Annotated in this window: 18 protein-coding genes and 1 pseudogene; 12 read left to right on the forward strand and 7 right to left on the reverse strand. The window is 72.2% G+C overall.

Annotated elements, in window-relative coordinates; translation table 11 throughout:
- Nucleotides 1–88: 88 nt before the first annotated feature.
- Both ACF08B_RS12625 and ACF08B_RS12630 read left to right on the forward strand, forming a co-directional pair.
- On the forward strand, nt 89–775 hold the full coding sequence (locus tag ACF08B_RS12625; protein WP_073897769.1) for a response regulator transcription factor: 687 nt from the start codon (nt 89–91) through the stop codon (nt 773–775).
- Nucleotides 776–784: 9 nt separating this feature from the next.
- Nucleotides 785–2200: a sensor histidine kinase gene (locus tag ACF08B_RS12630; protein WP_392317328.1), complete on the forward strand. Its 1416-nt coding sequence runs from the start codon at nt 785–787 to the stop codon at nt 2198–2200.
- A gap of 191 nt (nt 2201–2391) precedes the next feature.
- On the opposite strand, the gene ACF08B_RS12635 is transcribed toward ACF08B_RS12630, so the two are convergent.
- Nucleotides 2392–3390, reverse strand: a complete 999-nt coding sequence (locus ACF08B_RS12635) for a TAXI family TRAP transporter solute-binding subunit (protein WP_392317329.1) — start codon at nt 3388–3390, stop codon at nt 2392–2394.
- A 118-nt stretch (nt 3391–3508) separates the two neighbouring features.
- On the opposite strand from ACF08B_RS12635, the gene ACF08B_RS12640 reads away from it, so the two are divergent.
- Complete coding sequence (locus tag ACF08B_RS12640) at nt 3509–3907, forward strand: MazG nucleotide pyrophosphohydrolase domain-containing protein (protein WP_093474162.1); 399 nt, start codon at nt 3509–3511, stop codon at nt 3905–3907.
- Between the two features lie 102 nt (nt 3908–4009).
- Here the strand turns inward: ACF08B_RS12640 and ACF08B_RS12645 are convergent, their stop codons facing one another.
- From ACF08B_RS12645 to ACF08B_RS12655, 3 genes and pseudogenes are all read right to left on the reverse strand, one after another.
- Complete coding sequence (locus tag ACF08B_RS12645; RefSeq protein ID WP_392317330.1) at nt 4010–5440, reverse strand: hypothetical protein; 1431 nt, start codon at nt 5438–5440, stop codon at nt 4010–4012.
- 303 nt (nt 5441–5743) lie between these two features.
- A complete protein-coding gene (locus tag ACF08B_RS12650) occupies nt 5744–6187 on the reverse strand; it encodes a MarR family winged helix-turn-helix transcriptional regulator (RefSeq protein ID WP_392317331.1) in 444 nt (147 codons plus the stop codon).
- A 46-nt stretch (nt 6188–6233) separates the two neighbouring features.
- Nucleotides 6234–6594: pseudogene (locus ACF08B_RS12655) on the reverse strand (DUF6204 family protein).
- A gap of 224 nt (nt 6595–6818) precedes the next feature.
- Between ACF08B_RS12655 and ACF08B_RS12660 the strand changes: the two are divergent.
- The 3 genes from ACF08B_RS12660 to ACF08B_RS12670 all read left to right on the forward strand — a co-directional run bounded on the left by ACF08B_RS12660 (nt 6819) and on the right by ACF08B_RS12670 (nt 10062).
- Entirely contained in the window at nt 6819–7568 is a 750-nt protein-coding gene (locus tag ACF08B_RS12660) for a PP2C family protein-serine/threonine phosphatase (protein ID WP_392317332.1), read from the forward strand.
- A gap of 79 nt (nt 7569–7647) precedes the next feature.
- On the forward strand, nt 7648–9177 hold the full coding sequence (miaB, locus tag ACF08B_RS12665; RefSeq protein WP_392317333.1) for a tRNA (N6-isopentenyl adenosine(37)-C2)-methylthiotransferase MiaB: 1530 nt from the start codon (nt 7648–7650) through the stop codon (nt 9175–9177).
- A gap of 171 nt (nt 9178–9348) precedes the next feature.
- Nucleotides 9349–10062 (forward strand): class III extradiol dioxygenase subunit B-like domain-containing protein, encoded by a 714-nt coding sequence (locus ACF08B_RS12670; protein WP_392317334.1) that lies wholly within the window; start codon nt 9349–9351, stop codon nt 10060–10062.
- Nucleotides 10063–10286: 224 nt separating this feature from the next.
- Here the strand turns inward: ACF08B_RS12670 and ACF08B_RS12675 are convergent, their stop codons facing one another.
- Complete coding sequence (locus ACF08B_RS12675) at nt 10287–10571, reverse strand: antitoxin (RefSeq protein ID WP_392317335.1); 285 nt, start codon at nt 10569–10571, stop codon at nt 10287–10289.
- A gap of 38 nt (nt 10572–10609) precedes the next feature.
- On the reverse strand, nt 10610–10903 hold the full coding sequence (locus ACF08B_RS12680) for a hypothetical protein (RefSeq protein ID WP_392317336.1): 294 nt from the start codon (nt 10901–10903) through the stop codon (nt 10610–10612).
- A 184-nt stretch (nt 10904–11087) separates the two neighbouring features.
- On the opposite strand from ACF08B_RS12680, the gene miaA reads away from it, so the two are divergent.
- The 6 genes from miaA to hflX all read left to right on the forward strand — a co-directional run bounded on the left by miaA (nt 11088) and on the right by hflX (nt 19454).
- Nucleotides 11088–12026, forward strand: a complete 939-nt coding sequence (gene miaA, locus ACF08B_RS12685) for a tRNA (adenosine(37)-N6)-dimethylallyltransferase MiaA (protein WP_093474149.1) — start codon at nt 11088–11090, stop codon at nt 12024–12026.
- Between the two features lie 107 nt (nt 12027–12133).
- On the forward strand, nt 12134–12712 hold the full coding sequence (locus ACF08B_RS12690) for a hypothetical protein (RefSeq protein WP_392317717.1): 579 nt from the start codon (nt 12134–12136) through the stop codon (nt 12710–12712).
- A 62-nt stretch (nt 12713–12774) separates the two neighbouring features.
- Nucleotides 12775–13644, forward strand: coding sequence for a diaminopimelate epimerase (gene dapF / locus ACF08B_RS12695; RefSeq protein WP_392317337.1), 870 nt, complete (start codon nt 12775–12777; stop codon nt 13642–13644).
- A gap of 283 nt (nt 13645–13927) precedes the next feature.
- The gene (locus ACF08B_RS12700) at nt 13928–16117 is read left to right on the forward strand and encodes a RelA/SpoT family protein (protein ID WP_392317338.1); all 2190 of its coding nucleotides are present in this window, start codon (nt 13928–13930) and stop codon (nt 16115–16117) included.
- Between the two features lie 187 nt (nt 16118–16304).
- Nucleotides 16305–17807: a M1 family metallopeptidase gene (locus ACF08B_RS12705; RefSeq protein ID WP_392317339.1), complete on the forward strand. Its 1503-nt coding sequence runs from the start codon at nt 16305–16307 to the stop codon at nt 17805–17807.
- A 156-nt stretch (nt 17808–17963) separates the two neighbouring features.
- Nucleotides 17964–19454: a GTPase HflX gene (gene hflX / locus ACF08B_RS12710; RefSeq protein WP_392317340.1), complete on the forward strand. Its 1491-nt coding sequence runs from the start codon at nt 17964–17966 to the stop codon at nt 19452–19454.
- Nucleotides 19455–19523: 69 nt separating this feature from the next.
- On the opposite strand, the gene ACF08B_RS12715 is transcribed toward hflX, so the two are convergent.
- The gene (locus tag ACF08B_RS12715; RefSeq protein WP_392317341.1) at nt 19524–20747 is read right to left on the reverse strand and encodes a trypsin-like serine peptidase; all 1224 of its coding nucleotides are present in this window, start codon (nt 20745–20747) and stop codon (nt 19524–19526) included.
- Nucleotides 20748–20963 lie beyond the last annotated feature (216 nt).

The following is a 20963-nucleotide window of genomic DNA, read 5'->3' on the forward strand; positions in this document are numbered from 1 at the left end:
GTCACTGCCATGGTGCACGCGCGCGTGCGTCGAGTACACGGCGCAAGAGAACCGAGACCGTACGACCGCTGAACCGGAGGGGGACGGAGTGAGACTGCTCCTCGTCGAGGACGACAACCACGTCGCCGCGGCGCTGTCCGCCGTCCTCGCGCGGCACGGCTTCGACGTCACGCACGCGCGCAGTGGCGAGGAGGCCCTCCAGGCGCTCGTCCCCGAGGGTGCGGGTTTCGGCGTGGTCCTGCTCGACCTCGGCCTGCCCGACCAGGACGGCTACGAGGTCTGCGGCAAGATCCGCAAGCGCACCAGCACCCCGGTGATCATGGTGACCGCGCGGTCCGACGTGCGCTCCCGCATCCACGGGCTCAACCTGGGCGCCGACGACTACGTCGTGAAACCCTACGACACCGGCGAGCTGCTCGCCCGTATCCATGCCGTCAGCCGGCGCACCGTCCACGAGGACGTGGCCGCGGCGGCCGAGAACGCGCTGCTCCTCGGTTCCGTACGCATCGAACTGCCCACCCGCCAGGTGAGCGTGGACGGTTCGGTCGTCCAGCTGACCCGCAAGGAGTTCGACCTCCTCGCGCTGCTCGCCCAGCGGCCCGGAGTGGTCTTCCGGCGGGAGCAGATCATCAGCGAGGTCTGGCGCACCAGTTGGGAGGGCACCGGCCGCACCCTGGAGGTGCACGTCGCCTCCCTGCGCGCCAAGCTGCGCATGCCCGCGCTGATCGAGACCGTGCGCGGCGTCGGCTACCGGCTCGTCGCCCCGGCCGCCTAGCGAGGACGGGTGCGTACACGGCTCCTCCCGCTGCTCATCGTCCTGCTGGCGGCCGTCCTGCTCGCCCTCGGCGTCCCGCTGGCCGTCAGCTGGGCCGCCGGCCAGCAGCAGCGGGTCGTCGTGGACCGGATCGACGACACGGCACGCTTCGCCGCGCTCGCCCAGTTCGTCAGCGACGGGCCCAGCGGCTCCCGCCGCACCACCACCGACGGGCGGTGGGAGACCCTGCGCAGCGAGATGGAGAGCTACTACGGCGTCTACGGCATACGCGCGGGTGTCTTCTACCGCAACGGTTCGGCGATGGCCAACGCACCCGGGGACTGGTTCGTACCGTCCGCGGGGGAGGTGCGCGAGGCGTTCGACGAGGCGCTGCTCAGCCGCCGCAGCCACGACCCGAAGCAGGTGTGGCCCTGGCAGCGCAGCCGGCTGGTCGTCGCCTCCCCCGTGATCCGGGACGGGGACGTCGTCGCGGTGGTGGTCACCGACTCGCCCACCGGGCAGATGCGGTCGCAGATCCTGCGCGGCTGGCTGTTCATCGGAGCCGGCGAGATCGCGGCCATGCTGCTCGCCGTCGGCGCCGCGCTGCGCCTGACCGGCTGGGTACTGCGCCCCGTACGGATCCTGGACGCCACCACCCACGACATCGCCACCGGACGCCTGAAGTCCCGCGTGGCGGTGGGCGGCGGCCCGCCGGAACTCAGACGGCTGGCCCGCTCGTTCAACGAGATGGCGGACAACGTCGAGGACGTGCTGGAGCAGCAGCGCGCCTTCGTCGCCGACGCCTCGCACCAGCTGCGCAACCCGCTCTCGGCGCTGCTGCTGCGCATCGAACTGCTCGCCCTGGAGCTCCCCGAGGGCAACGAGGAGATCGCCTCGGTCCGCACCGAGGGCAAGCGCCTCGCGCAGGTCCTGGACGACCTGCTCGACCTGGCGCTGGCCGAGCACGCCGAGGCGGACCTCAGGCTGACCGACATCGGAGCCCTGGCCGAGGAGCGGGTGGCCGCCTGGTCACCGGCCGCCGCCGCCAAGGACGTCCGGCTCACCGGCGACCGCCCGCCCCTCACCGCCTGGGCCGACCCGATCGCCCTGTCCAGTGCACTGGACGCGGTGATCGACAACGCCGTGAAGTTCACACCCGAAGGAGGCACCGTCGAGGTCAGCGTCTCCGCGGACGGCGACACCTCCACGGTCGTCGTCACCGACACCGGCCCCGGACTCACCGGCGAGGAACTCGAGCGCGTGGGCGACCGCTTCTGGCGCAGCGGCCGGCACCAGAACGTCAAGGGCTCGGGCCTCGGCCTGTCGATCACGCGCGCCCTGCTCGCTGCGGGCGGCGGCTCGATCGACTACAGCCACCACGAGCCGCGCGGGCTGCGGGTGACGGTCTCGGTGCCGCGGAACGCGGACAGCGGGCAGCGGGTCTGACCGGTTCGAGGGCCTGTCGGGTTACTGGGCCTGCCCGGCTCCTGGACCTGCCCGGTTCCTGGGCCTGTCCGGTTCGAGGCCAGTCCGGTGGGGCGATGGCCGGTCGGGGAACCGGCTGCGAGGGGCCGGGGCCTGCCCGCCGGCGCGCGGTGGGCGATGCCCGGAGGCGGACACCCGCGGCGGAACGCCGGCTAGGGCTTCATCGACCGGTAGTAGCGCCGGGCGCCCTCCTGGAGGGGCAGCGGGTCGGTGTAGATCGCGGTACGCAGGTCGACCAGCTGCGCCGAGTGGACGTGGGCGCCGATGCCGTCACGGCTGTCGATCACCGTACGGGTCACCCACTCGGTCAGCCGCGGATCGACGTCCGCGCGGGTGATCAGCACGTTGGACACCGCGATCGTCGGTACCTGAAGGCCCTGCTGCACGGCGGGATAGGCGGATTCGGGGATGTTGGCGGCCCGGTAGTAGCGGGCCTCCTGGCCTTCGTCGTGCAGCCTCGCGATCAGCTCGTCGTCGATCGGCACGAAGGAGAACGCGGACTTCTTCGCGAGCGTGACCAGCCCCTTGGTGGGCAGGCCGCCCGACCAGAAGAAGGCGTCGATCTTCCCCTGCTGTAGCCGTCCCGGCCCGATGTCGATGCCGTCGGCGACCGGCGTGATGTCCTTGCGCGGGTCGATCCCCGACGCCCGCAGCACCCGGTTGGCGATCAACCGGACGCCCGAGTCGGGCAGCCCGGTCGCCACCCGCTTGTGCCGCAGGTCGGCGACGCTCTTGATGGCGGAGCCGCGGCGCACGACGAGCTGCACGTAGTCGTCGTAGAGCCTGGCGACGCCGCGCAGCCGCCCGGCGCCCTCGCCGTGGCGCAGCTCGTACGTCTCCACGGCGTCGGCCGCCGCGATGGTGAAGTCCGCCTTCCCGGTGGCCACCCGCTGGACGTTCTCCTGCGAACCGGCGCTCTTGAGGAGCTTCACCTCCAGGTCCGGCATGTCCTTGGCCATCTCGTTGCGCAGCCGCTCGCCGTACTCCTGGTAGACGCCCCGTGACGTCCCGGTGCTGAACACGATGGTCCCGCTCGGCGGCTTCTCGCCCAGGGGCAGCAGCCACCACAGCAGCAGCCCGAGGGCCACGGCACCGACGGTCGCGCTCTGCAGCGCCCGGCGCCTGCTGATACGGGGGAAAACCTTGGCCATGGCGGCGATCCTGCCAGGCGACGCGCGAGGCTGGCCAGGGCCGAGGTCACTCCGGGGCAGGAAGGCCCCGCCGGGACGGCCCGAGGGCTCTGTCAGTGGCCGCCCTTAGAGTCGGCGTATGACCACTTCGCCCGCCGGCCTCGTCCGTGAGTTCCACCGCGCCTTCGGCCTCGACACCCGCAGCACGCCCGCGGAGGTGTCCCCCGAACTGGCCGCCCACCGCGGGGAACTGCTCGCCGAGGAGGCCGCGGAGGTCGCCGAGGTCGCCGTCGAGGGCCCGCTGGACCGGCTCGCGCACGAGCTGGCGGACGTGGTCTACGTGGCGTACGGCACGGCTCTGGTCCACGGCATCGACCTCGACGAGGTGATCGCCGAGATCCACCGCGCCAACATGAGCAAGCTCGGCCCGGACGGGCAGGTCGCCCGCCGGGCCGACGGCAAGGTCCTCAAGGGGGAGCACTACCGGGCGCCGGACGTGTCGGCCGTGCTGCGCGGCCAGGGCTGGATACCGGGCTGAGCCGTCCGGTACGTCCACGCGCCGCGCACGGTGCCGGAACCGGGCTCGCGTGCCGGAGGCGACTCGGGCGCGAGAACCCGGCTCACGGTGCCGGAGTGACCGCTAGGCCCCCAGCGAGCCGCCCGCCAGTTTCCACTCGCGGTGCAGGGCGCCCAGCGGGATGCTCCGCTGGATGACCGGCGTGCCGAAGATGGACAGCTGCAGCCGCAGGGTGCCGGACAGGTCGACGCCGCCGTACGCGGCCCAGGTGCCCTCGGCCGTCGGCCGGCTGCCGTCGGAGGAGGCGGTGACCGTCCCGGCGGCTTCGCCGCGCAGATAGGGGGCGAGGTCCGCGGTGACGCCGACGGTGCCGTAGAGACCGACGGAGGCCTCGGCGCCGAGCGCTGTCTTCACGCTTCCGGCCGAGCTGAGCGACGCGCGTACCGGGGTGCTCGTCATGTCCGAGGAGCTGACCGGCGTCCATCCCCTGGCCGGGCCGAAGGTGCCGCCCGCCTTGAAGTCGCCCTTGAGGCTCTGCTCGACGTCGACGGTGACATGCCCGTCGCCGCTGATCTGCGCGTAGCAGGTGAGGTCCAGGTTGACGACGACCGGGACGGGACCCACCTGGAGGACGGGGTCGGCGTGCAGCTTGGCGAACGGGATGCGCAGCGGTGTTCCGGTGGCCGCGGCGGCCCGGCCCTTGACCGCCCAGCCGGAGGTCCAGTCACCGGACACACCCAGGTACGCCGACCCGGGTGCGGTGTCGGTCCCGGCGCCGCCGTAGGCGAAGTCGACCTGCGGTGCGACCTGGACGAAGCCGTGCATGGAGGCGGTGGCGGAGACCGGTGCGTCCTTGGCCGTGGGGATCTCGGCGCTCACGTCGAGCCGCAGGCTGCCGAGCGGCACCTTCGCGCCCTTGGGGCCGACGTGCACGTCACCGACCTTGGACCAGGACACCTTCACATCGGGCAGCAGCTTGTCGACGGTGAACGCGGACGGGTCGACCGGCACGTCGCCCTTCGCGGTGTCGTCGCCGAGCAGCGCGTTCAGCGCGGCCGGTTCCGTCTGCACCTCCGTGCCGTGATCGGTCTCGCCGATCACCTTGGTGACCTTGGCGAGCAGCCCGTGCGGCGCGCCCGGCGCGGGCGCGCTGGCGATGACGTCGCCGACGGCGGCCGTGCGGGGAGGGGCGGTCGAGCCGGCGGAGGGGGTGGGTGTCGCGCTCGGTGAACTCCCCTTCCCCTTGGCCTTGTCGGAGATGACGGCACGCCGGGTGCGGCTGTCGTACGAGCTGACCTTGAGGGTGGTCCGGTGCGCCTGCCGGCCGGCGGTGCCCGGACCGGCCGTGGCGGTCGCGGTGGCGGTGGGAGCGGCGGCGACGGTGAGCGAGTGGTCCGAGTGGTCGTCGGCGGGGGCGGTGTCGGTCTTGATCCGCTGCCCGTGCTCGGCCGCCGCCGCCGACCGCTCGGCGTGCGGTGCCGGCGAGGAGCAGGCGGAGGCGAGGAAGAGGGTGGTCACGGCGAAGGCGGGCAGCAGGACACGCCTGTGCCTCATGCGTCTGCGCAAGGTTGTTCCTGAAGGAGGTGGGGGGTGGCGAAGAGGTACTCGACATGCACCGAGGAACGGCCTACTCGCAGGTAGAACCAGTCGGTAACTCGGTGATGGGCCATGAGCATGCCATGGCCGCCCTCACCGGCCCCTCACAAACCGGCCACCTCGCAACGTGACGTGCCACACGGCGAGTTCACGTCAGTGCTGACCGGAAACCGTGACCGGGTCGCCATCCGCGGGAAGTGGCGACCCGCTCCCGTCTCCGGTGCCGGCGACCGGAAGGCCGCTCGGACAGGCGGGCCGAACTCAGCGCCCGGCAAGCCCTGTTCCGCCGAGTCGGGTCAGCAGGCCCGACAGCAGCGCGAGGTCGTCCCCGCCCCACGCCGGGCCGGCGAACAACTCCCCGGCGGTCTCCTCGGCCGTGGCCACCATCTCCCGGAGCCGTTGCCGGCCCGTCCCGGTCAGCGAGGCGTAGGCGACGCGCGCGTCCCGGGCGTCCGGTTCGCGGGTCACCAGTCCGATCCTCTCCAGCGGGGCCAGTCCCCGGGTGACCCCGGAAGCCGTCAGCCCCAGCGCCTCGGCCAGATCGACCCGGCGCATCCGGCCGCCGGGAGCCTCACCCAGCCGTAGCAGCAGCGTGAAGTCGGCCAGGCTGACCCCGTGCAGGCCGCTCAGCCGGGCATCGAACCGTCGTACGAGCGTCGCCTGCGCCCGTACCAGCCGCAGCGCCGCGTCCAGGGCGTCACTCATGGCCGCCGGTTCCTCCGTTCATTGCTGTCTCCTTGAGTGCGCAAGTTTATGAGTCGAGTGAACGGGCCGCTCGACGCTGCCGCTTGCTCAGAGGCGCCTGGGAGAGGTCCTCGGCGGTGGACCGCAGGTTCTTGAAGCCGTAGCCGCGCTCGGTCAGCCAGGTCCTCGCCGCCTCCTCGGCCCGCTCGGCCGCCTCCAGGATGTCCTCCTCTTCCTCCCCCCGTGTCGGAGAAGCGGAAGGTGAAGGCCGGCCGGGCGGCGATGTCGTAGGTGAGGTGTCCCTCGGCGGTGAACGCGGCTTTCAGGACGTCGTGTCGGGCGGCGTCGGCCAGCAGCGAGGCCCGCTGTGCCTCGGTGAGACCGTCGAAGACACCGCGCACGGTGACGCGGAAGGTGCGAGTACTCATTCGGCGACCTTAGACACCGCCGGGCCGGACCCTCCACCGGGTTTCCGGCACCGACGCGCGCACGGGGGTGCTGAAGGAAGGACGACCGGATGCGCATCCACGGGGCGGCCTACCCTTGAAGGAAGGACCAGTGGCGGCGGCTCGGCCGGGGTTCGCGGTCGTTCCGGATCCGGAGAGGACCACTGGGTCGGCGGTGCCTCCCGCGCGGAAGGCGGTGGCGTTCCATGCGGTACGTGGCGGTGAGTGCGCTGAGTCATCCGGGGCTGCTCCGCGAACGCAACGAGGACAGCCTCGTGGTCGGGCCGTGGACGCTGTGCGCCACGGTGACCGAGAGCCCGCAGACCCTCGTCTTCCCGACCGGCACACCCCTGGTCGTCGCCGTCGCCGACGGGCTCGGCGGGCATCCCGGCGGCGATGTGGCGAGCGCGCTGGTCGTGCGCCGGATCGCGATGAACGGGCCCGCCCTGAGCGACGAGGACGCCGTCCGTGACGCGCTCAGCGCCTGCAACCGTGCCGTGTACGAGGCCGCCGGCGGCGACGCGGGAGGTGAGTTCGCCGCCATGGGGACGACGGTCGCCGGCGCCGTCGTACTGCCCGACTCGCTGCTGGTGTTCAACGTCGGCGACAGCCGGGTCCTCGCGGCCTCGGGGGACGGGCTCCGTCAGGTGAGTGTCGACGACAGCCCCCCGCTCGAACCCGGAAGGCGCACCACCTCCATCGTGACCCAGTGCCTGGGCGGCACCCGCGTGTACCGGGCCGTCCGCCCCCACGTCACGATCGAGCCCCTGACGCCCGGCGCCCGCTACCTCATCTGCACCGACGGTCTGACCGATCCGCTGCCGCCGGAGGCGATCGACGAGGTGATGCGCGAGCACGACGACAGCCGGGCGGCCTTCGAGCTGTGGAAGGCCGCCATCGCGGAGGGCGGCCCCGACAACATCACCCTGGCGATCCTGCGTGTGCCGGACGAGTAGCCGGTCGCCCCGGAAGCGGGGCCGTCCCCTCCGGGAAGCGCGGGAAAAGGGGCTCCGGGGAACCGCCTACTCTTGATGCATGACCAGCAGCAGCGACCGGAGCCCGGCAGTGGACGTTCGATCATCCAAGACGTACGAGATCCGCACCTACGGGTGCCAGATGAACGTCCACGACTCCGAGCGATTGTCCGGACTGCTGGAGGAGGCCGGATACGTGCGCGCGCCCGAGGGCTCGGACGGGGACGCGGACGTCGTCGTCTTCAACACCTGCGCCGTACGGGAGAACGCCGACAACCGGCTCTACGGCAACCTCGGCCGGCTCGCGCCGAGGAAGGCCTCGCGGCCCGGTATGCAGATCGCGGTCGGCGGCTGCCTCGCGCAGAAGGACCGCGACACCATCGTGAGCCGGGCACCCTGGGTGGACGTCGTCTTCGGTACCCACAACATCGGCAAGCTGCCCGTGCTGCTGGAGCGCGCCCGCGTCCAGGAGGAGGCGCAGGTCGAGATCGCCGAGTCGCTGGAGGCGTTCCCGTCCACCCTGCCGACCCGGCGGGAGAGCGCCTACGCGGCCTGGGTCTCTATCTCCGTCGGCTGCAACAACACCTGCACCTTCTGCATCGTCCCCGCGCTGCGCGGCAAGGAGAAGGACCGCCGCCCCGGCGACATCCTCGCCGAGGTGGAGGCGCTGGTCGCCGAGGGCGTGTCCGAGATCACGCTGCTCGGTCAGAACGTCAACGCCTACGGCTCGGACATAGGCGACCGCGAGGCCTTCAGCAAGCTGCTGCGCGCGTGCGGACGGATCGAGGGGCTGGAGCGGGTCAGGTTCACCTCCCCGCATCCGCGCGACTTCACGGACGACGTCATCGCCGCCATGGCCGAGACGCCGAACGCGATGCCGCAGCTGCACATGCCGCTGCAGTCCGGCTCGGACACCGTCCTGAAGGCGATGCGCCGCTCCTACCGGCAGGAGCGGTACCTCGGGATCATCGAGAAGGTGCGGGCGGCCATCCCGCACGCCGCGATCACCACCGACATCATCGTGGGCTTCCCCGGCGAGACCGAGGAGGACTTCGAGCAGACGCTGCACGTGGTGCGCGAGGCGCGGTTCGCCCAGGCCTTCACCTTCCAGTACTCCAAGCGCCCCGGCACCCCGGCCGCCACGATGGAGGACCAGATCCCCAAGGAGGTCGTCCAGGCGCGCTACGAGCGTCTCGTCGCCCTTCAGGAGGAGATCTCCTGGGAGGAGAACAAGAGGCAGGTCGGCCGCACCCTGGAGCTGATGGTCGCCGAGGGCGAGGGCCGCAAGGACGGCGCCACCCACCGTCTCTCCGGCCGCGCCGCCGACAACCGCCTGGTCCACTTCACCAAGCCGGAGCAGGAGGTGCGCCCCGGTGACGTGGTCACCGTCGAGGTGACGTACGCCGCCCCGCACCACCTCCTCGCCGAGGGCGCCGTCCTCGACGTGCGCCGCACGCGCGCGGGGGATGCCTGGGAGAAGCGCAACGCCGCCGAGGCCGCCAAGCCGGCCGGCGTCATGCTCGGTCTGCCGAAGATCGGTGTGCCGGCGCCGCTGCCGGTCGCCACGGGCAGCGGCTGCGGCTGCGACTGACCGGACACAGCCGGGCACTGGCTGGCAGTCGGGACGCGGGGAGCGCGGAGTTCGTGCGCCTGGACCGGCCCCGGCACGCGACCTGTGCACCGAGCCGGAGTGGGACTCGGGCCGATCGGGCCCGACTCCCACTCCGGGCTGATCGGTCGCTGACGGCGTACGCTGCCGATCATGCTTGTCGCCGCCGCAGTCTGCCCCTGTCCGCCGCTGCTCGTGCCCGAGGTCGCCGCCGGCGCCGCGCCCGAACTGGACGCGGCGCGCGCCGCGTGCGCGGACGCGCTCGGCGTGCTCGCCGCCGCCCGCCCGGATCTGCTGGTGGTCCTCGGGCCCGCCGAGCAGAGCGGGCGCGGTCCGTTCCCGCAGGGCAGCCCGGGCTCCTTCCGCGGGTTCGGGGTCGACCTGGACGTCCGGCTGGGCGCCGCGCCGGAGACCGTCCCCGAGCGGGAGCTGCCGCCGTCGCTGGCCGTCGGCGCCTGGCTGCTGGAGCGGACCGGCTGGGCGGACGCCCCGATCGAGGGACTCGGCATCGGCGAACCGCTCGCGCCCGAGCGGTGCGTCGACGTGGGACGGGAGATCGGCGCCCGGGCCGGACGGGTTGCGCTGCTGGTGATGGGAGACGCCAGCGCCTGCCGCTCCGTCAAGGCACCGGGGTACCTCGACGAGCGGGCGGCGCCCTTCGACGCCGAGGTCGCGCGGGTGCTGGGCGCGGCGGACGTGGCCGGGGTCCGGGCGCTGGACGCCGAGCTGGCACAGGAGCTGAAGGCCGCCGGCCGCGCCCCCTGGCAGGTGCTGGCGGGAGCCGCCGAGGGCGCGGACCTCGGCGGGAACCTGCTGTACGAGGACGCGCCGTACGGCGTGGGATACCTGGTCGCCACCTGGTCCTAGCGGACATGCCGGACGGCCGGGAGCCGTTCGGCTCCGCGGCCGTCCGTCAGTCGTCCGCTCCGCCGCTTCACGCCGTCGGCGTGCCCGCCGGGGCGATCACCGAGTTGCCGGGGCGGTCACCGTTCCGCCGGGACGATCACTGTGCCGCAGGTTCTCACCGGTCCGTCGGGACGATCGCCCTGTCGTACCGACGGAGACCGGTGAGCGGGCCCGAACCGTCAGGATCAGGAGGTCGGCGGTGGGCCTTCCGGCCGGGTGGGGGTCACCGGGTCGGTGGGGCTCGCCGTCGTGTGCGTGCCCTCCTTGTGCGCGAGGCGGTCCATCGCATCCTTCGCCTTGTCCGTGCCCGCGTGGATCTTCTCGCTGTACTTGCCCTTGGTCCGCTCGTCGACGGCCTTCGCGGCCTTGTCGATACCGTGCTGGACCTTGCCCCCGTGCTGTCGCGCGAGATCCGACACCTTGTCCTTGGCCGGCGCGAGCTTGGCCTTCACGTTGTCCATCAGACCCATGGTCCACCTTCCCTCACGGACCTTCCCTCACGGGACAGTCACCTGCGGGCGCCGTCGCCGGCCTCGTTGTCGGCGGCCTCCTCGGCGGACTGCTGCTTGGGGATGCCGGTGCTCTGGGAAGCGTCGTCCTCCGTACCGGCCTCGATCCGTGCCGGCACGTCCTCGCGCTCCTCCTCGGCCGAGCCCCGCGCCTCCGCCGGTTCGGCTCCCTTCGCCTCCGCCGACTCCGCTGCCGCCTCGGCCTCGTCCGGCTCGCAACCGGCCGGGGCCTCGGCGGCCGACGGCTCCTGCGTCGCCTTCGACCTGCCGAGGAGTCGTGCAAACACGCCCATATCCACTCCATACGGTACTCGTGCGGGCGAATTCCCGCGTCACCCGGTGCGTAGGGTTGCGCCGCCCGGGTCACCGCCTCCGGGAGTCCGGGCAGGCGGCACCTCGCCACGGGCAACGACCCGGTTCACGCGCCGTCACGTAACTCGTTCGAGAGCCCGTCCGGAGGTTTGCGAGACTGGTGCGGTGAGCAGTGCATCCGTCGCCCCGCGCGTCATCGCCGTCGTAGGTCCCACCGCGGCCGGAAAGTCCGATCTCGGCGTCTTTCTGGCCCAGCAGCTCGACGGCGAGGTCGTCAACGCCGACTCGATGCAGCTGTACCGGGGGATGGACATCGGCACCGCCAAGCTGACGCCCGAGGAACGCGGCGGCGTCCCGCACCATCTGCTGGACATCTGGGACGTGACGGTCACCGCCTCGGTCGCCGAGTACCAGAAACTGGCCCGCGCGCGGATCGACGCTCTGCTCGCCGAGGGCCGCTGGCCGATCCTGGTCGGCGGCTCCGGCCTGTACGTCCGCGGGGCGGTCGACAACCTCGAGTTCCCGGGCACCGACCCCGAGGTCCGGGCCCGGCTGGAGGAGGAGCTCGCGCTGCGCGGCCCCGGTGCGCTGCACGCCCGCCTGGCCGCCGCCGACCCCGAGGCCGCCCGTGCGATCCTGCCGAGCAACGGCCGCCGTATCGTCCGGGCGCTCGAGGTGATCGAGATCACCGGTCAGCCGTTCACCGCGAACCTGCCGGGGCACGACTCCGTCTACGACACCGTCCAGATCGGCGTCGACGTGGCTCGTCCGGAACTGGACGACCGTATCGCGCGCAGGGTGGACCGGATGTGGGACGAGGGCCTCGTGGACGAGGTGCGCGCCCTGGAGGCGCAGGGGCTCCGTGAGGGGCGCACGGCGTCGCGTGCGCTCGGTTACCAGCAGGTGCTCGCGGCGCTCGCGGGGGAGTGCACCGAAGCGGAAGCGCGGGCCGAGACCGTCCGTGCCACCAAGCGCTTCGCGCGCCGGCAGGATTCCTGGTTCCGGCGGGACCCCCGCGTGCACTGGCTGAGCGGGGCCTCGGCGGACCGCGGGGAACTGCCGAGGCTGGCCCTGACGTTGGTCGAACGACCGGTCACAGCCTGATCACGTGATGGCATCGGGATGCGCCGCCGGTCATCCCGGCCTTCGGCCTCGTGCCATCATCGAGCTTCGATCGACCAAGTGGAGCCTAGTTGGGAGGGCGCGTGGCGATGGAGGCCGGCCCTCGCGACACCGCGCAAAGCGCCGAGCACGTCACCACTGAGGGTGACGACCGGCAGCACGTCGAGGACCCTCTGACCGGAGATCCTCTGACCGGAGATCCACTGACGGACGACCGTCTGGCAGAGGACCGTCTCTCCGAGGACCGTCTGGCCGACGACGGACCCGACGAGACGCCTGCCGGTGTCACCGCCGACGGGCCGTCGCCGGAGGAGATGTACCCGGGCGGCCCGGAGGTCGAGGTCGAGCTGCGCCCGCAGCGCAGGCTGCGCATCTGGCAGCTCGCGCCCATCGTGGGGCTCTCCGCCGTCGGGTCCCTGATGTTCGCCTTCCCGCTCGCCTTCGACTTCGGCGACAGCGGTGCCGTCATCGCCATGCTCGGCCTGCTGATCTGCTCGTGCGCCGCCGGGTGGGGCATGATGGCCGCCCGCCGGGTGGGCTACACGTGGCCCGGCCTGCCGCCGCGCGGCTCCGGCCGCCGCTCCGACTGGCGGGTCGTCCTCGGCTACGTCCTGCTGGTCGCGGTGGTCGTGGTCCTCGCCGTCTGGCGCGTGGCGAGACTCCGCTAGGACGGTTCCCACCGCCCCCGCCTCATCGGCTCCCCGGCGGAGCGCTCCCGTACGATCGAGGAATGAGCACGCGGATCGCCTTCCTCAAGGGTCACGGCACCGAGAACGACTTCGTGATCGTCCCGGACCCCGAGAACGCCCTCGACCTGACCCCGGCCGCCGTCGCCGCCCTGTGCGACCGCCGGGCCGGCATCGGCGGCGACGGGGTGCTGCACGTCGTACGGTCCGCCGCGCACCCGGAGGCCCGGGCCATGGCCGCCGAGGCCGAGTGGTTCATGGACTACCGCAACAGCGACGGCTCCATCGCGGAGATGTGCGGCAACGGCGTCCGTGTGTTCGCGCGCTACCTCCAGCACGCCGGTCAGGTGGCCGAAGGAGACCTCACGATCGCCACGCGCGCGGGCGTGAAGTCCGTCCACATCGCGAAGGACGGTGACGTCACCGTCGGCATGGGCAGCGCCCGCCTCCCCGAGGGGGACGTCACGGTGAGCGTCGGCGAGCACAGCTGGCCCGCCCGCAACGTGAACCTGGGCAACCCCCACGCGGTCGCCTTCGTGACCGACCTCGAAGAGGCCGGGCGTCTGCTCGACCCGCCGCCGGTGAGTCCCGCGGGCACCTACCCGGACGGGGTGAACGTCGAGTTCGTCGTCGACCGCGCCCCCCGCCACGTCGCCATGCGCGTGCACGAGCGCGGTTCTGGCGAGACCCGCTCCTGCGGCACCGGCGCGTGCGCCGTCGCCGTGGCCACCGCGCGGCGCGACGGGGCCGACCCGGCCGTCACCGGCACCCCGGCGACGTACACCGTCGACGTGCCCGGCGGACGCCTGGTCATCACCGAGCGGCCCGACGGCGAGATCGAGATGACCGGACCCGCCGTGATCGTCGCCGAGGGCGAGATCGACGCCGAATGGCTGGAAAACGCCGTCCGCTGATCCGGCCGGACCGGGAGCCGGCGGCCCCGCCCACACGGACCAGCACGTACGCACGGCCGGGGTCGTTCGAAACCCCGGCCGACTCAAGGGCACTTGGCGTAAACCCTAAACCTCGGTGCGGTCGCTCGAATGGGTGATCCGTTTCACGCTCGCCCGGAGGCGGTCGGTCGGGCGTGTTGGGCTCGGTAGCATCAAGCACCGGCACGGACGGGGGAACGTCGCCATCCCTGAGCCTCGTACGCCCTTGGGGCCCCGTCCACCGGTCCACGAGCCGGAGGTGCCCATGAGTGCGGAGGCCACGAACCCTGCGACGCCTGGCCCGGTAGCGCCCCCGGCGCCACAGGCGCTGACGCCGTCCGTGGCGCCCACGGCGGCCCGCCGGAAGTCCCGGCCCCGGATCGACCTGCGCCGGCTCGGCCGCGTCGCACTGCTCGGCCCCGCCGTACGCGGCAGACTGCCCGACGCGATCAGCCATGTCGCGGACGCGCACCGAGCCCACCATCCCGACGCCGACCTCGAACCCCTGCGCCGCGCCTACGTCCTGGCGGAGTCCTCGCACCGCGGCCAGATGCGCAAGAGCGGGGAACCGTACATCACGCACCCGCTCGCCGTGACCCTCATCCTCGCGGAACTCGGCGCCGAGACGACGACGCTGACGGCCTCGCTGCTGCACGACACGGTCGAGGACACCGATGTGACGCTGGAGCAGGTGCGGGAACAGTTCGGCGAAGAGGTTCGTTATCTCGTCGACGGGGTCACGAAACTGGAGAAGGTCGACTACGGGGCAGCCGCCGAACCCGAGACCTTCCGCAAGATGCTCGTCGCCACCGGCAGCGACGTGCGCGTGATGTCGATCAAACTCGCCGACCGCCTGCACAACATGCGCACCCTCGGCGTGATGCGCCCCGAGAAACAGGAGCGGATCGCCAAGGTCACCCGTGACGTCCTCATCCCGCTCGCCGAGCGCCTCGGCGTGCAGGCCCTCAAGACCGAGCTGGAGGACCTGGTCTTCGCCATCCTCCACCCCGAGGAGTACGAGCACACCAGGGAACTCATCGCCGGGAACGCCGCGCGCGAGGCCGATCCCCTCGCCGAGGTCGCCGAGGAGATGCGCGGTGTGCTGCGCGAGTCCGACATCCAGGCCGAAGTCCTCATCCGCCCCCGGCACTTCGTCTCCGTCCACCGCGTCGCCCGCAAGCGGGGCCAGCTGCGCGGCGCCGACTTCGGCCGGCTGCTGGTGCTGGTGGGAGAGGACGCCGACTGCTACGGCGTCCTCGGCGAACTGCACACCTGTATGACGCCGGTCGTCTCGGAGTTCAAGGACTTCATCGCCGTACCCAAGTTCAACCTCTACCAGTCGCTGCACACCGCCGTCGCCCGACCGGACGGCCAGGTCGTCGAAGTCCTCATCCGTACCCACCAGATGCACAAGGTAGCCGAGGCGGGCGTCGTGGCGCTCGGGAACCCGTACGCCCCGGGCGCCGACGACCCGGCCGACGGCGAGCGCGCGGACCCCACCCGGCCCGGCTGGCTCTCCCGGCTCCTCGACTGGCAGCAGGCCGCCCCCGACCCCGACACCTTCTGGTCCACGCTGCGGGAGGACCTCGCCCAGGACCGCGAGATCACCGTGTTCCGCCCCGACGGCGGCACCCTCGGCCTGCCCGAGGGAGCCACCTGTGTGGACGCCGCCTACGCCCAGTATGGCGAGGACGCGCACGCCTGCATCGGCGCCCGTGTCAACGGCCGCCTCGCCACGCTCAGCACCGTCCTCAAGGACGGCGACACCGTCCAGCTCCTCATGGGCCAGGACCCCGCCTCCGAGCCCTCCCGCGAGTGGCTGGACCATGCCCACACCCCGGCCGCCCGCATCGCCATCCAGCGCTGGCTCGCGACACATCCGGGGGACGACGCCGACACCGGGGAGCCGAGCGGCACCCGCCCCGGACGGCAGGAGGCAGCCACTCCCGCACGCCCCACGGGTGCGCCGGCCGAATCCGCCGCCCCCGCGGACACCGCCCCCGCGTCCCGGCCGCGCGGCGCCGACGTCCTCGCGGACCTGCCAGGCGCCTCCGTACGGCTCGCCCGGTGCTGTACACCCGTACCGCCCGACGAGATCACCGGCTTCGCGGTCCGCGGGGGAGTGGTGACCGTGCACCGCGCGGAGTGCGCGGCGGTGGCGCCCATGAAGAGCCGGGGGCGTGCGGAGATCGGCGTGCGCTGGGGAGACACCGCCGAATGCCGGGTCACGCTGGTCGCTGAATCGTTCGGGCGCCCCCATCTGCTCGCCGATCTCACCGAGGCGATCGCCCTGGAGGGCGCGGAGATCGTCTCCGCCACGGTCGAACCGCCCAGCCAGCAGCGCGTGCGCCACACGTACACCCTCCAGCTCCCCGACGCGGCCCGTCTTCCCGGCCTGATGCGTGCCATGCGGGACGTGCCCGGGGTGTACGACGTGGGCCGGGCCCAGCACTGACGAGCCGTCGGCCCGCGCCGGCCCGGCGAGCTGAGCGACGGCTGTGCCCGGGCCCGCGGCAGGGCGACCGGAGACCTCGGCCCGGGTGCCCGGCATGCGGCAGGAAGGACCTCGCTCCCCAACCCGTTCGGGTGGGTCGGGTGCGCGGCTCCGCCGCAACGCCCGGAGGCACTGGTAGCGGTGGTCCATGCTGCTCACCCCTCGCCTTCGGTCCAAGCCCCGGATCACCCGGCACCGGAAGGCGGCCCTGCTCGCCTCCGCCGTCTCCGTCTGCCTCGTCGCCGCCGCGGCCCCGGCCGAACCCCTGGGCGTCGGCGACCGGCTCTACCCGTACCTGGGCAATCCCGGCTACGACGTTGCCTCGTACGACCTGAACCTCACCTACCCCGGCACCAACGACAAGCCGCTGCAGGCCGTCACCACCATCGACGCCTGGACCACCGCCGACCTCGACCGCGTGAACCTCGACTTCGCCCACGGCACCGTCCAGAGCGTCGAGGTCGACGGACGCCCCGCCGACTTCTCCACGGCCGGCGACGACCTGGTCGTCACCCCGGCCCACTCCCTGCACAGGGGCCTGTGGACCCGGATCACCGTGCGGCACACCAGCGACCCCGTCGCCGGCAAGAACCAGGAGGGCGGGTGGGTGCGCACCACCGACGGCCTGGCCATGGCCAACCAGGCCGACGCCGCGCACCTGGTCTTCCCCTGCAACGACCACCCCTCCGACAAGGCGATGTTCACCTTCCGCATCACCGCGCCGAACGGCTGGACCGCCGTCGCCAACGGCCTGCCCGCCGGAGCGGACCGGGTCGGGACCACCACCACCTGGACCTACCGCACCCAGCACCCCATGGCCACCGAACTCGCCCAGGTGTCCATCGGCCGCTCCGCCGTGGTGCGCCGCCAGGGACCGCACGGCCTGCCCGTCCGGGACGTCGTGCCCAGCGCCGACCGCAAGGCCCTCGAACCCTGGCTCGCCAAGACCCCCGGCCAGATCGCCTGGCTGGAGAACAAGGTCGGCACGTACCCCTTCGAGACGTACGGCGTGCTCATGGCACAGGCGTCCACCGGCTTCGAGCTGGAGACCCAGACCCTCTCGCTGTTCGAGAAGGAACTGTTCACCGAGCCCGCCTACCCCAAGTGGTACGTCGAGTCGGTCATGGTGCACGAGCTGTCCCACCAGTGGTTCGGCGACAGCGTCAGCCCCCGCACCTGGTCCGACGTCTGGCTGAACGAGGGCCATGCCACCTGGTACGAGGCGCTGTACTCCGAGGAGACCGCGAAGCGGCCCATGGTGGACCGCATGAAGGCCGCCTACGGCGCCTCCGACCGCTGGCGCCAGTCCGGCGGCCCGCCCGCGCTGCCCAAGGCGCCCGTGCCCGGCGAGAAGATCAGCATCTTCCGGCCCAACATCTACGACGGCGCCGCGCTCGTGCTGTACGCCCTGCGGCAGGAGATCGGCCGGCCCGCCTTCGAGCGGCTGGAACGGCTCTGGGTCCAGCAGCACCGGGACTCCACCGCCACCACCGCCGACTTCGTGCGGCTGGCCTCGGCCGTCGCCGGCCGCGACCTGGGCGGCTTCTTCCAGGCCTGGCTGTACGGCGAGAAGACCCCGCCCATGCCCGGCCACCCCGACTGGAAGAGCGCACCGCCCGACCAGGCCACCAAGGCGCACACCCGGCGATAACCCGGTGACGAGACGTGCCGTCCCGTGCGACCATCATTCGGTCGGCGCCGCACGGGACACGGGAATCTCCCGGGGTACCCGAGCGTTGGACACCACGAGCGGTCCAGGTACCTCCCGGACGCGCCGCAACGGCATTCCCATCGACGTAAGGATCCAATGACCTCCTCTTCTTCCCCTTCCCAGGACACCCAGCGCCTCGCGCACGCCTATCCCGAAGGTCTTCGGGCCGATGCCCTGATGGAAGAGGACGTCGCCTGGAGCCACGAGATCGACGGCGAGCGTGACGGCGAACAGTTCGACCGTTCCGAGCGCGCCGCCCTGCGCCGCGTGGTGGGACTGTCCACCGAGCTGGAGGACGTCACCGAGGTCGAGTACCGCCAGCTCCGCCTGGAGCGGGTCGTGCTCGTCGGCGTGTGGACCACCGGAACCGCCCAGGACGCCGACAACTCCCTCGCGGAGCTGGCCGCCCTCGCGGAGACGGCGGGCGCGCAGGTCCTCGACGGCGTCATCCAGCGCCGCGACAAGCCCGACGCGGCCACCTACATCGGCTCCGGCAAGGCCGCCGAACTGCGGGACGTCGTCATCGAGACGGGCGCGGACACCGTCATCTGCGACGGTGAGCTCAGCCCCGGCCAGCTGATCCAGCTGGAGGACGTGGTCAAGGTCAAGGTCATCGACCGCACGGCCCTGATCCTGGACATCTTCGCCCAGCACGCCAAGTCCCGAGAGGGCAAGGCGCAGGTCGCGCTCGCGCAGATGCAGTACATGCTGCCGCGGCTGCGAGGCTGGGGCCAGTCGCTGTCCCGGCAGATGGGTGGCGGTCGCGGCGGCCTCGCCACGCGTGGTCCCGGTGAGACCAAGATCGAGACCGACCGGCGCCGGATCCGCGAGAAGATGGCGAAGATGCGCCGGGAGATCGCGGAGATGAAGACCGGCCGCGAGATCAAGCGCCAGGAGCGCCGGCGGAACAAGGTGCCGTCCGTCGCCATCGCGGGCTACACCAACGCCGGCAAGTCCTCCCTGCTCAACCGGCTCACGGGCGCCGGCGTCCTGGTCGAGAACGCCCTGTTCGCGACCCTGGACCCGACCGTCCGCCGCGCGGAGACCCCGAGCGGCCGCCTGCACACGCTGGTGGACACCGTCGGCTTCGTCCGGCACCTGCCGCACCACCTGGTCGAGGCGTTCCGCTCCACCATGGAGGAGGTCGGCGACTCCGACCTGATCCTGCACGTGGTGGACGGCTCGCACCCCGCTCCGGAGGAGCAGCTCGCCGCCGTGCGCGAGGTGATCCGGGACGTCGGCGCCACCGACGTGCCCGAGATCGTCGTGATCAACAAGGCGGACGCGGCCGACCCGCTGGTCCTCCAGCGGCTGCTGCGCGTGGAGAAGCGCTCCATCGCCGTCTCGGCCCGCACCGGCCAGGGCATCGAGGAGCTGCTCGCCCTGATCGACCGCGACCTGCCCCGCCCCTCGGTCGAGGTCGAGGCACTCGTGCCGTACACCCACGGCAAGCTCGTCGCCCGCGCCCACACCGAGGGCGAGGTGCTCTCCGAGGAGCACACCGCGGAGGGCACCCTGCTCAAGGTCCGGGTGCACGAGGAACTGGCGGCGGACCTGGCGCCCTACGCGCCGGTCTCCGCGGCCTGACCCGGCACACCACGAAGGCCCGCCACCCCCTCGGGGCGGCGGGCCTTCGCGCTGTCACGGCGAGCGCGGCTACCGCCCGGCGAACTTCTTGCTGACCGAGTCGTACACGCCCTTGGCCACATCACCCAGCCGGGGACCGGCCAGCCAGCCCGAGCTGACCGGGCCGATGCTGGTGTTGGACACCAGCGCCGGCTTGCCGTCCGCGCCCGTCTCCACCCAGCCACCACCGGAGGAGCCACCGGTCATCGTGCAGCCGATCCGGTACATCGTCGGATCCGCCTTGTCGATCGACAGCCGGCCGGGCTTGTCCTGGCACTGGTACATCAGCTGACCGTCGAAGGGAGCCGCCGCCGGATACCCGGTCGCCGTGATGCTCTGCACCTTCGGCACGGCCGGCGCGTCGAAGTTCACCGGCAGCGCCCCGCCGACCGTCTCCTCCAGCGACTTGCCGTCACTGCCCTGCTCCGGCGTCACATGGATGACCGAGAAGTCGTACGAGGCTCCGTTGCCGCCCGTCTCGCCACCCTGGTCGATCCACTGCTGCGAGGTCTGCGCGGCGTCCGCCCACCAGACGCCGTACGGAGCGACCTCGGCCCGGCTGGCGCCCTCCAGCTGCGCGGCCGACTTGCCCGCGTTGTTGTACGACGGCACGAACGCGATGTTGCGGTACCAGCCGCCCTTCTTGCCGGCGTGCACACAGTGCCCCGCCGTCCAGATCATGTTGGACTTGCCCGGGTGGGCCGGGTCCTTCACGACCGTCGCCGAGCACACCATGGTGCCCTCGGGAGAGTCGAAGAACACCTTGCCCGAGGCGGCGGCACTGGTGTGGTACGGCGGCGCGACGGCCTGCGCCCTCACCGGCTGCGGCGTCGGGTCCGTGACGCCCTGGTCACCGGAGATGTCGTTGTCGTCGACGCCCTTGTCCGGGTCGTCGGCGTCCCGCATCCGGTCCGGGTCCCACAGACCCTTGATGATCGGGTTGATGAAGTCGTTGGCCTCGCGCAGCCAGTCGTCCCGGTTCCAGTTCTTCCAGGCGCCGTCTTTCCACTTGTCGACGTCGATCCCGTGCTCCTTGAGCCTCTCCTTGAGGTCGTCCGGGATCTTGATCTTTCCGTCGCCGGTGCTCGCCGCGGTCGCGGTGGCGGTCGGCTTGCCGTCGGCCTTGTCGTCGCCGTTGCAGGCGGTGGCGGTCAGCGCCAGCGCCGAGACGAGGGCGACCGCCGCCAGCGCGGGGGAGGTACGTCGGCTGCCCCTCCCTCGCCGAGCGGTGAACGGCGGCCGTATGGATCGCATGGTCTTGACTCCCCCTGGGGTGAAGGAACTCGGCGCTTCGGCCGTGCCACCGGCGGCGAACCCCCGGGGAGTTCACGCCGGTCCCACGGCCAACTGGGAACGGCATCACACACTATGCGCTCGCTGTGGGCGACTTCCGACGGATCGGCAACGGTTCGGCTACAAGCCGTCTGACCTGGCCAACCATTACTGGATCTTTCGACTTGACGCCTCCTC

Source organism: Streptomyces sp. NPDC015139 (genome assembly GCF_043079785.1).
Classification (GTDB): Bacteria; Actinomycetota; Actinomycetes; order Streptomycetales; family Streptomycetaceae; genus Streptomyces; species Streptomyces albidocamelliae.

Coding starts and splice junctions, on each gene's coding strand:
- ACF08B_RS12690 (WP_392317717.1), top strand. CDS start 12,134: ATGGAGGCCGGCCCTCGCGACACCGCGCAAAGCGCCGAGCACGTCACC.
- miaB (WP_392317333.1), top strand. CDS start 7,648: ATGACCAGCAGCAGCGACCGGAGCCCGGCAGTGGACGTTCGATCATCC.
- ACF08B_RS12645 (WP_392317330.1), bottom strand. CDS start 5,440: ATGAGGCACAGGCGTGTCCTGCTGCCCGCCTTCGCCGTGACCACCCTC.
- ACF08B_RS12675 (WP_392317335.1), bottom strand. CDS start 10,571: ATGGGTCTGATGGACAACGTGAAGGCCAAGCTCGCGCCGGCCAAGGAC.
- ACF08B_RS12705 (WP_392317339.1), top strand. CDS start 16,305: ATGCTGCTCACCCCTCGCCTTCGGTCCAAGCCCCGGATCACCCGGCAC.
- ACF08B_RS12640 (WP_093474162.1), top strand. CDS start 3,509: ATGACCACTTCGCCCGCCGGCCTCGTCCGTGAGTTCCACCGCGCCTTC.
- hflX (WP_392317340.1), top strand. CDS start 17,964: ATGACCTCCTCTTCTTCCCCTTCCCAGGACACCCAGCGCCTCGCGCAC.
- ACF08B_RS12680 (WP_392317336.1), bottom strand. CDS start 10,903: ATGGGCGTGTTTGCACGACTCCTCGGCAGGTCGAAGGCGACGCAGGAG.
- ACF08B_RS12635 (WP_392317329.1), bottom strand. CDS start 3,390: ATGGCCAAGGTTTTCCCCCGTATCAGCAGGCGCCGGGCGCTGCAGAGC.
- ACF08B_RS12660 (WP_392317332.1), top strand. CDS start 6,819: ATGCGGTACGTGGCGGTGAGTGCGCTGAGTCATCCGGGGCTGCTCCGC.
- ACF08B_RS12650 (WP_392317331.1), bottom strand. CDS start 6,187: ATGAGTGACGCCCTGGACGCGGCGCTGCGGCTGGTACGGGCGCAGGCG.
- dapF (WP_392317337.1), top strand. CDS start 12,775: ATGAGCACGCGGATCGCCTTCCTCAAGGGTCACGGCACCGAGAACGAC.
- ACF08B_RS12670 (WP_392317334.1), top strand. CDS start 9,349: ATGCTTGTCGCCGCCGCAGTCTGCCCCTGTCCGCCGCTGCTCGTGCCC.
- ACF08B_RS12700 (WP_392317338.1), top strand. CDS start 13,928: ATGAGTGCGGAGGCCACGAACCCTGCGACGCCTGGCCCGGTAGCGCCC.
- ACF08B_RS12715 (WP_392317341.1), bottom strand. CDS start 20,747: ATGCGATCCATACGGCCGCCGTTCACCGCTCGGCGAGGGAGGGGCAGC.